Below are 8,017 nucleotides of genomic sequence, written 5' to 3'. Positions count from 1 at the left end.
AGCGAGCGCAGGCGAGACAAGGCAAAAAATGACGAAAAAGCGGAGTTTACATGCAGTAAATGAGCATTTTGAGTCATTTTTTAACGACGTATCGGCAAGCGCAGCCCTTTTGCGACAGCCTCCTTGGAGTAGGCGGCCCATACAACTGGTTATAGGTAACAGCCCCTATTACAAGAACAATTACAAGAACAATGGTTAATATAAAGAAAACGGCACTCACCACTCCCACACCAATACCCGCCTCAACAGGTACTGTCACTCCACGCCCACTGCCCGGAGATGTCGGAATAGGGAAGCTTTGACTTGATGTTGAGGTAAGATCTGAAGATGAAGAAGTACCACTATTGTTTGCCACTCGAGTCACAGGCAGGTTAACAATACCATTCGATGTGGTTACAGAGACTGTACTTGTTGGCATTATTGCTGAAGTGGCTGTCGATGAAGCAGTTGAAGGGGTAACAGATGTAAACGGGTAAACAAAATCCGGCTCGTAGACCCTGACGCCTTTCAACTCAAAAGGACAATCCGTTAACTGATAGCCAGTAGCCGTATTGTATCCAGATAATGGGGTTAATAAACTACCCTCCCCATCACCCGACTGGGCAGAAACCAGTTGATGGAAGGGAATCTCTGAGACTTCACAAGGTTTACGAGGAGGCTGGGTAATCCCCTCAATCGATGTAATTTGTTCACTGACATTGAATCCGGAGAGAGACGGTAACCAGTTGATGGATGCACAACGCACTCTCTCATTTTCTACACCAGGATTCAGGTCAAAGATCGTTTGCCAGTTTCCTGCCAAACAAGTGCCATCATAAAAATTCACCTCGTTGACTGAATAACTTTCTTCAGGACCTTGGTATCGATAAAGCGTCCTTCCCATGCCTGAGACAAAATAGACATTGGAAAATTCCTGAACACTGGCATCATCTCCAAGGATCAATGTACCGCTATCACCTACTTTCAACAGAGAGTCTTCAAACCAGGCATAGGTTAAGTCTTCAACGTGAACACCAACTCCACCTACAGAATAATTTTCAAGGGCCGCATCAATAAATCTGAGACTGTATCCACGACTTCTTATTGCTGTAATACCGGATGGCTGAAGCTCAGTATTGTCATCAGTGACGGATGCATTTTCAGTGGGAGGTGTGGTCGTTTCACTGACATTCTGCCCCGTACCCTCAATTAAAAAACTGGACTGAATAAAACCAAGGAAGTCGATGGAGTAGGTTCCGAGACCCGGCCTTTCTATATCTGCCAAAATAACGGTAGAAAAAGGAAAAGGGGATGGCACGATCAAATCGGCCTGGGCAAAGGAAAAATAAGTACCATTCAGCACTATGGCCGCATCGGGTGAATGAGGTTTTTTTTCAACATCGGTCAGATAGATTTGTGTTCTGTTCGACAGCGGTCCATTTGGGCGAGGACCACACAATCGCACTCCTACCTTATTGGATAACTCGAGCGTTCCTCGAATATGATATTGGCCATCCGGTAAAAGATAATTAAAGATCCTACTGTCACTCTGCCCTCTTGAAGGCGTCTCTGATAGCACTCTATTCAAGTCACTGGAGGACGTCACACACTAATAAACATCGCGATAAATAAAGGGATTACTGACACAATGACCGTACTGCGTTTGTATTTCTTCATTCGTCGGGCACGGTTGTGCAAATAACATATCACTGGAACACACACTGAATAGATACACACCAGAAGCAAGAGCAGAAATTTTGAACATCATTCACGTACTATCAGAGAAGAGTAGAAAATGAATACTTTGGTACGTTCATATTTTGACCACTTAGATCCTAATTATTTTTAACCGAATGGACGAGTTTCTTATTGAGAGCTTAAGTACAGCACAACGTTGTTATGAACCGATGAGCTCACTCCAGATTCATGCTTCAACAGCTTCAAACATCCTTCACTAACATTGCAATGAAAACGATAAAAAGATAGCCACAAAAACAAGCATGCAACTTATACTCAGATACCCGCTGACTGAACCAGACTCCAAGACTGGCCCCTGCAAAGCCCAGTGGAACCAGACCCGCTATCGCGGGTAAATAGAGACTACCCACCACCCAAGGCTCACTTGTTTCCACGGATGTGAACAGATACCCCAGAGTTGCCACCAAACCAATAATGACAGACTGCGCAGACGATTGAGCCGCAGCCTGCCTTATGGAGTAATTCAATTGATGGTAAAAAGGCGTCATTATCAGCCCTGCCCCACCCCCTGTGACAGCACCCACCACACCGGCCAGACAACCCGTTACTTTCTCCTTCCAGAACGATACATTCTTCAGTGAACACTCCGATGCTGTTTTTTGCTTTCGCCCAGCCAACAACTCCCGCGTTAACACTACAGCCACTACAATCGCAAAGGAGAGTTTAAGCAGGCTTCCCGGTGCCACAGAAGCCATCAAAATACCCATGACCGTACCAATGGCCACTGCAACAAACAGCCGGTTAAATAAAGGCCATAACATGTCACCAGCCCGAGTCCGATGCCAGGTACTGCTAATCGCATTACAGAACACACAGGCTACCGAACTGCCGATAGCCAGGTGCATTACCCCATCCGATGTCCCCAGTAAAAATGGCAGCAGATACACCAACAGAGGGACTGTCGTTAAGCCGCCTCCCAGTCCGAACAGTCCTGAGATGAATCCTGCAATCAGGCCAGCCAAGGCAAAAATAAGGACTGACAGCATATGACCGCCTCAACAAAAACAGAAAGGAATGACTCAGATATGAAGATAAGAACACACGAGACAGGATAGGTGCTTTCAGGACAAGTAACGCAATGAATGACACCAGGGCCAAAATATAAATTAAATAAAGGGTTCACTTCTCATCGCTATACTGGATTCTGTGATTTACCTTCATAACGGTAAGGTCATGGCACTTTTCCAGCTACCCCATAAAACCAACCTGCCTTTCTTAACCCTTGGCCTCTATTGCATAGTTGTTATGACAGCTCCGGCCTTTTCAGGCCAATTAATGCCTCTATTAACAGGGGCCAGCGTAAAGTCAGTTTCTTCAGGACTTCCATTCACTGATATGCTGGCCCGCGACTTTCACTTATCGGAGGCTCAATTCCCTTCCTGCGTTTTCCCGGTTATTGATCAGAACCTAACCAGAGCCGTACAATCCGCCGATAGCACCGGCCAGACCTGCCTCATTTCTTTTTCCGGAAGAATTCAACTCCACAAGCCTCTCATCGTTAATAATCACCAGCTTGTTGGCAGCGATTCTCAGGAGGGTTTTTCCCCTGACAATGTCATGCGAAGTACCTGGACATTCAGGACCAGACAGCAATCGGCTCATTCATATTCTATTAAACCTGAAAGCTTACCCATCAGTCTTCAGATGATTTAAGCAACTGGTCAGAAGCCCCTGTCATTGAGCCTTCTGACACATTTAAAGGAGATACTCTGATTACATTTGCCGGTAAAGCTTCATTACACAGAGCCGTCATTGTCAGAAGAAACATCAACTGCTCCTATCCCGGGCTTCAGTATCAGGGAGGTCATCCTGAATGGCTTGGATTAAGCGAAATTCTATGGACCGAGATCTACAGAAATGAACCCCATTCAGCTGCCCCCTATGCCTGCTCAGAACACACTTCAAACTCTGATAGTCAGCAACAAAACTCAAGCAGAGGTCAAGGAGCTGGAATTAGCGCTACTTTCTGGTCATTTTTTACCTTTCTCTGCCGCTGCTGCGGAGCTTCCGGCGGAGGAGACGATGATAACCCTAACCGGAACTGGCGGGTCAATGAAAAACTCAGGGAAAACCGGGAACCTTCTCCAGCACCTGAGATGAAAAAGAGCGACTCAATGACTCCTTTGGCCGAAGATCTGGCTAAACCAGGACAACCCAGTCAGGGCCAAGTGATTTTCCTTGAATTTCGTGATTCAAACGAAGTTTCTGAAGAAGCATCCTCTACCTCATCTAATAGTGAGCACAGTGACAAATAGTACGAAGAACTTCGCGTATCTATAGGTGGCCTGCTGGCAGAAAATGAATACGGTATAGCACTTTAATCAATAACTCTGGTAGACGTGACTCAAAGCCTGTTCCAGAGCCCCTCCTTGCTGGACTAAGGTACGTCGATCTGTACAATAGAGCGACCCTTTCCCCGAAGAACCAGAATTGCTATCAGGGTCTGTATTCTATGATCAACGCCTATCACCGTGATACCGAGCAGTATTCCATTACCCGCATACAGACTGATATGGCACTTCCTGAAAATACTCTCTGGCTTGACCTCGTTGAACTCGAAGACAGCGAAGATGAATGGCTTAAACAGGAGTGTCCGGGATTTATTGAAGACGAAGATGCACTTTATGAAATTGAGGCTTCATCTCGGTTTTTCGAGAGTGAGACCGGCTTTCATATTCGTTCTATTTTCCCTCATCAGGCAGGACAGGAATTCCGGAGCATCAACGTTGCTTTCAACCTGCGCGACGATCAACTGGTTACCCTGCAGGATGAACCCACCGCCCTGTTCCGTCTCATGAGGAATTATCTGAAGCTGCAGCACATCAAGGCTCGAACCCCCATCGACATTTTGATCGCCCTGTTTGATGCCAAGGTTCAGTTTCTGGCAGATACTCTGGAAGAAGTGTACGAAAATTTGGAAGCGACCAGCCAGCATGCGCTGTCTGACGATAATACCGACGTCGATGATTTGTTGAAAAACATCACACTGCAGGAAGATATAAACGGCAAAGTCCGACTTAACTTGCTGGACAGCCAACGTTGTCTTCGTTACATCCTGAAAAACTGTCGCCATAAATTGGATGACGGCCAGATTGATCAGGCTCGAGACATCCTGCGTGACATTGACTCACTGACACCTCACACGGGCTTTCTCTTTGACAAAATCAATTTTCTGATGGATGCCACCATGGGTTTTATCAACCTGGAACAGAACAATATCATCAAGATATTTTCTGTAGCAGCCGTCATGTTCCTGCCGCCTACCCTGATTGCAAGCATCTACGGCATGAACTTCAAGGTGATGCCGGAGCTTACCACCAGCTGGGGCTATCCTCTGGCGCTGGTGTTGATGTTAACCAGTGCTCTGGGCACCTATTTGTTCTTTAAACGAAAAGGCTGGCTATAATATTCAGGTCTGAGCGCAGCCAATAGCTCATCGTTGGCTGACAGCTCCTCCCTTTCTCCTTAGCGGGAATAATCTGTTTTCTGCGGAGACCGGACCCATGAGCATATCACCTAAAATTGACCATTATCTTCAGAGCCACAGCATCGCTTTCAACACTATTTCTCACCCTCCCAGTCACAGCTCGGTTCAGAGCGCAATAGCCGCACAGATTCCATTAAGCAGCGTAGCCAAAGCGGTCATTCTTAAGGACGATGTAGACAACTACCTGATGGCCATTGTACCCGCCTCCAGTCGTCTGCAAATGAAACAGATACGGGAGATTACTGACTGCCATCTGAAACTGGCCAGCGAAAATGAATTAAGTCACCATTTCAGAGATTGCCAGAAAGGTGCCATCCCCCCCATAGGGGAGGCCTATGAGATGGATACGATCTGGGATAATAAACTCAGTGAATTACCGGACGTCTACCTTGAAGCAGGTGATCACGAAACCATGATTCACCTGACCAAAGAGGCTTTTCAGCATATCCTGTCCAATCATCCTCACGACGATCTCTGCGTCTCACCCCATAAGGACAAAGAAGACTTGTAACGCTAATGAAGCCTGTCAGCCTGGCAGGCTTCAGCGTTCAGGAGCCTGACCGGGAATAGACAGCTCGGCCTAAAGTCCAGAAAGAACGGCCATCTCTTCCACTAAATTTGATTAAATAGGCCCACTATTCGCACAAATTTAGTGAAAAAGCTGGCTTGTTCTACTGAACTTTATACTCGAGCGCTATTCCCGGTCAGGCTCCTAGTCTTGAAATGTCAGCTTCACAGCAAATGTTTGTTCATTTCGCTCGAAACTGATTTGGGCACTGTGCAGATCAGCAACGACTTTAACCAGTGACAAGCCCAGACCATGGCCAGGTGTTGTACGACTCTGATCCAGCCGGTATAACCTTTGAAAGACCTTCTCCTGCTCTGAATCCGGAATCCCATCGCCCTGATCCATGACGGAGACTGAATGCTGATCGATGCGTATCTTGATCTCACCTTTGTCTGGCGAATACTTGATGGCATTTTCTACCAGGTTAAATAAGATCCTGAACAACAACTGGTGACTTCCCTGAACAACGAGAGAATGTTGTACATCAAGACTTAATGACTGTTCACGGACTTCAGCCAGAGGCTCTGCCAGTTCAAACACTTCTGAACCTATCTCCGCCAGATCACATCTGACAAACTCAAGATGCCCCTGCCCGTATTCCAGCTTGGTCAACTCGAGCATGGCATTGAATGTGTGCAAAATGGTATCAAGCTCTGCCTGGGCTTCCAGAATATCCTCAGCATCTGCCCCTCCTTTACGAAGAAAACCGTCCAGCCTGATCCTCAGTCGTGACAACGGTGTCCTGAGATCATGGGCGATACTGCTAGTCACTGATGCAATAGCTTCGACTGAATCCTCAATCTGCACCAACATGTGATTGATATGCCCTGCCAGTTCATCAAACTCATCACCCTGTTGAGTAACAGGCACCCTGGCGGTTAACTCTCCTTCCCCCACTTGAGCCGTCACCTGGTTAATCGTATGAAGTCGAGCCAGTACCTTTCTTGAAAAAAGAAAGCCGGTGATCAACCCCACCAGCAACACCAGCACCATGGCGGCATAAAGTGCCAAAGTGAATCGAGAAGCAAAAAGGTTAAAGTCAGAAGAGTTATACGCCAGAACCAGAGGCCCCCAGCGGCTATTAATACGGCTGCCTCTGATCATCTGGAAACGACCATCCCCCAGAACAGAATCACCCAGTATCCAGAAACTGCCCATGGCAGGAGATAATGGCACGGTTTCTGGCAGATAATTAAGATTACCCAGATAACCATCGGAGCTTTTCAATACAACCAGAATCTGACGATTGTCTTCGGCCAGCTGTGCAATCGCCATTCGGAATTCATGTTCAGTGCTATTTCTGGCAAGGGATGACAGAGAACTCAACTGCTCAAGGACAAATTCATCCTGACGCTTCTGATAAAACCCCAGACTATAATCTTTCACCAACCACAGGGAAGAGCCACACAGCAACCAAACGATGGCAGTATGCAGCAGGGTATATCGAAGCAGTGAGGATGCTTTGAGTCGAGCCAGTAAATTAAGCCGGCTCACGGAGTACATAGCCAGCCCCTCTCACTGTCTGAATCAGGGATGTGCCTCCGGCAGAATCCAGCTTCTTCCTTAATTTAGCCACATGCACGTCAATAATGTTACTGCCAGGATCAAAATGATAATCCCACACAGATTCAAACAACATGGTTCTGGAAATCACCTGGTCTTTATGTTCAAGCAGAAAACGCAGAAGCTGAAATTCTCTTGGCTGCAAATCCACTTCAATCCGGTTTTTAACCACCCGCCTGGACAACAGGTCCATTTCCAGATCAGAAATAACCAGTGTGGTTTCCGCTTCTTTGGCATGCCCTCTTCGGGTAAGTATCTCTGCCCTAACCAATAGTTCACCAAAAGAAAAAGGTTTGCAGAGATAATCATCCCCGCCCTGCTTCAAGCCTTTAATTCGCTCGTCAACACCATCAAGGGCGCTGAGAATGATAACAGGTGTCTGGTTTTCAGAGGCTCGCAGAGCCGCCAGAACCTTTAGCCCTTCCATTTGGGGCAGCATCCGATCCAGAACGATAATATCGTAGCTTTCACCCGACGCCAGAAACAAACCGTCCCGGCCATTATCTGCCACATCAACTGTCCAGCCATGTTCCACGAACCGCTACTAAAAACCTGCGACAATCAGTGATTCTCTGGGTTTATCTACACCGTCAACACGGCTGCATACCGGAGTATGTCTTACGCCACTCTTGTGTAGGGTTTAAGGTCGAGCTGTAACGTGT

8 protein-coding genes are annotated in these 8,017 nt (G+C 47.0%); 3 read left to right on the top strand and 5 right to left on the bottom strand.

The window, feature by feature from the left end; all coding sequences use genetic code 11:
- Positions 1-73: 73 nt before the first annotated feature.
- The 3 genes from ACR2PX_RS14540 to ACR2PX_RS14530 form a co-directional block, all read right to left on the bottom strand.
- On the bottom strand, positions 74-1,438 hold the full coding sequence (locus tag ACR2PX_RS14540) for a hypothetical protein (protein ID WP_434000078.1): 1,365 nt from the start codon (positions 1,436-1,438) through the stop codon (positions 74-76).
- A gap of 481 nt (positions 1,439-1,919) precedes the next feature.
- Positions 1,920-2,723, bottom strand: coding sequence for a sulfite exporter TauE/SafE family protein (locus tag ACR2PX_RS14535; RefSeq protein ID WP_434000077.1), 804 nt, complete (start codon positions 2,721-2,723; stop codon positions 1,920-1,922).
- 421 nt (positions 2,724-3,144) lie between these two features.
- A complete protein-coding gene (locus ACR2PX_RS14530) occupies positions 3,145-3,339 on the bottom strand; it encodes a hypothetical protein (protein ID WP_434000076.1) in 195 nt (64 codons plus the stop codon).
- Positions 3,340-3,851: 512 nt separating this feature from the next.
- Between ACR2PX_RS14530 and ACR2PX_RS14525 the strand changes: the two genes are divergently transcribed.
- The 3 genes from ACR2PX_RS14525 to ACR2PX_RS14515 all read left to right on the top strand — a co-directional run bounded on the left by ACR2PX_RS14525 (position 3,852) and on the right by ACR2PX_RS14515 (position 5,735).
- Positions 3,852-3,992: a hypothetical protein gene (locus ACR2PX_RS14525; protein ID WP_434000075.1), complete on the top strand. Its 141-nt coding sequence runs from the start codon at positions 3,852-3,854 to the stop codon at positions 3,990-3,992.
- 197 nt (positions 3,993-4,189) lie between these two features.
- Positions 4,190-5,143: a magnesium/cobalt transporter CorA gene (corA, locus tag ACR2PX_RS14520; protein ID WP_434000074.1), complete on the top strand. Its 954-nt coding sequence runs from the start codon at positions 4,190-4,192 to the stop codon at positions 5,141-5,143.
- 97 nt (positions 5,144-5,240) lie between these two features.
- Positions 5,241-5,735, top strand: coding sequence for an aminoacyl-tRNA deacylase (locus ACR2PX_RS14515; RefSeq protein WP_434000073.1), 495 nt, complete (start codon positions 5,241-5,243; stop codon positions 5,733-5,735).
- Between the two features lie 201 nt (positions 5,736-5,936).
- On the opposite strand, the gene ACR2PX_RS14510 is transcribed toward ACR2PX_RS14515, so the two are convergent.
- Positions 5,937-7,295: an ATP-binding protein gene (locus ACR2PX_RS14510; protein WP_434000072.1), complete on the bottom strand. Its 1,359-nt coding sequence runs from the start codon at positions 7,293-7,295 to the stop codon at positions 5,937-5,939.
- Positions 7,273-7,890 (bottom strand): winged helix-turn-helix domain-containing protein, encoded by a 618-nt coding sequence (locus ACR2PX_RS14505; RefSeq protein WP_434000071.1) that lies wholly within the window; start codon positions 7,888-7,890, stop codon positions 7,273-7,275. Before ACR2PX_RS14505 ends, ACR2PX_RS14510 begins: the two co-directional genes overlap by 23 nt.
- Positions 7,891-8,017: the final 127 nt, after the last annotated feature.

Source organism: Endozoicomonas sp. (assembly GCF_051008435.1).
Lineage (GTDB): Bacteria > Pseudomonadota > Gammaproteobacteria > Pseudomonadales > Endozoicomonadaceae > Endozoicomonas_A.
Note: the sequence above shows the minus strand (reverse complement) of the source record. Positions and strands in the feature narration are given on the sequence as shown.